The following is a 2,618-nucleotide window of genomic DNA, read 5'->3' as shown; positions in this document are numbered from 1 at the left end:
AAAATCCCCGTGTCGGTGGTTCGATTCCGCCTCTGGGCACCATAAAAAAAGACTTCCAATTTAATTGGAAGTCTTTTTTTGTGCAAATAAATATATATATATTACGTTATTGGTGGACTATTGAAGATGTCCAATGCTTAGTATATTATATAATAAAAAGAAAAATATATTTGTGATAACATTTGAATATGGATTATAAGGAGTTATTTAACCTGATATAAATATCATAAAAGATTAAGTCTTAATAATTGTGAAATAAGCATCTAATAAAATCAAAAAGTAAATCAAATAAATAAAGATATTATTAGTTTTAATATATACATATTTAAAAAATATACAATTGAATCAAATAATCAGACTAAATTTTATAGTTTTATAGATTAGGAGGAGTATAGTGGAGCAAATTAAAATTTTTGATATAATGACTAAATCTAAAAAGCCAAAATTAACAAGTGTTATTGATAAGTCTAATGGAGTGACTTGGTGTGCATATTGTGCTACACCAGTTAAATTTATAAAAGATAAAGAAAAAGGAGTAAAAGTTTGTAGCATATGTGGTATCTCACTAAATGACTATTGGAATAAAACAATTAATAGAATAAATATTTAAAAAATATATTCTTTTAGTTGTAATGTTCTATTAATATATACAAGCTTAAAAACCTCAATTATATAATATTTTTTTGAAAATTATGTTTCAGTATAATATTTAAATCAAAAATGCAGATACTATAAATAAATTATAAAAAGGAGGTTTAAAATGAAGTTTAAATATATATTGGTAGTATTTATTATGAGTTTTCTAATGATTTCTTGTAATGCACCGGAGGACACAGGGATGAATACGGATGAATCATCAATATTTGAAGTATCTGATGTACAGCATATTAAGATTACTTCCGATTCTTGTGATGTGAAAGCTGGAGTAGGAGACAATTTCAAAAAGATAGATAAGTTAAATAAGAATGAAATAGTTAATGTATTAAGGCAAGTTGATGATTGGTATGTAGTTCAGTTAGATAATAATGAAATAGGAGCTGTACAAGGATCTGATGCTAAACCTGTAGTAATTGAAGATGAAGGAAATGATAATGTACAACAACAACCTAAAGATGATGTTCCAGAGGGACAGAGACCTGAGTCGTCTGAAACACCTCAAAATCAGGATATACCACAAACTCCAGGAGAAGGTACAAATGATCAAGCTAATAATAATCAAGCACCTAAAAATCAAAATACCCAAGAAAATGATGGAAATATTGCAGCTCTTACAAACAGTGAGCAACAAATGCTTAATCTAGTGAACCAAGAAAGACAAAAAAACAATCTACCTAAATTAAAAGCTGATTTAGAAGTAACAAAAGTAGCAAGAGTTAAGTCACAGGATATGGTAGATAATAATTACTTTAGTCATTACTCGCCAAACTATGGAAGTCCATTTGAAATGATGAAAAGTTTCGGAATAGATTATTTACATGCTGGAGAAAATCTAGCAGGAAACTCTACTGTTCAAAAAGCTCACACTGCTTTAATGAATTCAAGTGGTCATAGAAAGAATATACTAAGTCCAGATTTTACTCATATAGGAATAGGAATAAAGCCAAGTGATAAATATGGATATATGTTTACACAAATGTTTATAAGTAAACCTAAATAGAAAAGATAAAAAATAAAAGATCACATGCTAAGTGATCTTTTATTTTTTATCTTTTTAAATAGATTCTGTTAAAAAACATGTGGTAATTAAATATCACTCTGATTTAAAAATAAGAGATAATAATAATTAAAAATTATTGCGGAGTCACATGTATGGTCTTAAATTTACATATATTTATAAAATTTTTAATCGTGTGAATGGCTATGAAGAAGAAATGATTTACCAAAGAGCTAAAAAATATATTTTTCCAAATATATCATTTAAGTCAAATAAATCTTAAAACAAAGCCTTTAAATAAAATAAATATGATAACATTATAGATGTAAGATAATTAGTTAAAAGGGGAATTAAAAAGATGGATATAAATAACTATATGATGAATTATACTGGTTATATATATAGTATAACCTTATCTATAATAAGTTTTATACTTATGGGGATTGACAAAAAGAGAGCCAAAAGAAATAAGTGGAGAATTGGAGAAAAACTATTGTTGGTAGTTGCTCTTATAGGAGGTAGTCCAGGAACTTTAATAGGTATGATAGTATTCAGACATAAAATTAGAAATAAAAATTTTTATATAGGTGTTCCTATTATCTATATACTCCATAAAGCTATTTTCATACTGCTATTAAATTGAAAGTCTTTTTTATTATGAGATAAGTGAATGTAGTAGTGTTATTTAATGTTTTGATTATATAAACATGGTAACAATTAACACTAAATAATTATTAACTTATCCAACTGAGTACTATATATTATTAAAAGTCGATAATAATGTGTCGCAAAAATAATAGAAATATTATTGACAAATGATAGTTAATTCGTTATAGTATTAAAAGTCGCATGAAGGATTAACAAATCCGACAAAACATAAAAAGTTTTTCAGAAAAAGATATTGACAAGTATCGAAAGATCTGATATAGTATTAAGAGTCGCCGGTAACGGCACAAAACAATTT

3 protein-coding genes are annotated in these 2,618 nt (G+C 26.3%); all 3 read left to right on the top strand.

Going from position 1 to position 2,618, the window contains the following annotated elements; genetic code table 11:
* The first annotated feature begins 394 nt into the window (after positions 1-394).
* The 3 genes from GOQ27_RS08480 to GOQ27_RS08470 all read left to right on the top strand — a co-directional run bounded on the left by GOQ27_RS08480 (position 395) and on the right by GOQ27_RS08470 (position 2,297).
* Positions 395-610: a hypothetical protein gene (locus tag GOQ27_RS08480; RefSeq protein WP_203366422.1), complete on the top strand. Its 216-nt coding sequence runs from the start codon at positions 395-397 to the stop codon at positions 608-610.
* Between the two features lie 150 nt (positions 611-760).
* Positions 761-1,657: a CAP domain-containing protein gene (locus tag GOQ27_RS08475; protein ID WP_203366421.1), complete on the top strand. Its 897-nt coding sequence runs from the start codon at positions 761-763 to the stop codon at positions 1,655-1,657.
* Between the two features lie 355 nt (positions 1,658-2,012).
* A complete protein-coding gene (locus GOQ27_RS08470) occupies positions 2,013-2,297 on the top strand; it encodes a DUF1294 domain-containing protein (RefSeq protein ID WP_252187785.1) in 285 nt (94 codons plus the stop codon).
* Positions 2,298-2,618: the final 321 nt, after the last annotated feature.

Source organism: Anaeromonas frigoriresistens (genome assembly GCF_016820655.1).
Taxonomy (GTDB): Bacteria; Bacillota; Clostridia; order Tissierellales; family SIT17; genus Anaeromonas; species Anaeromonas frigoriresistens.
The sequence above is the reverse complement of the archived record's forward strand: the minus strand, read 5'-3'. Positions and strand labels throughout refer to the sequence as shown.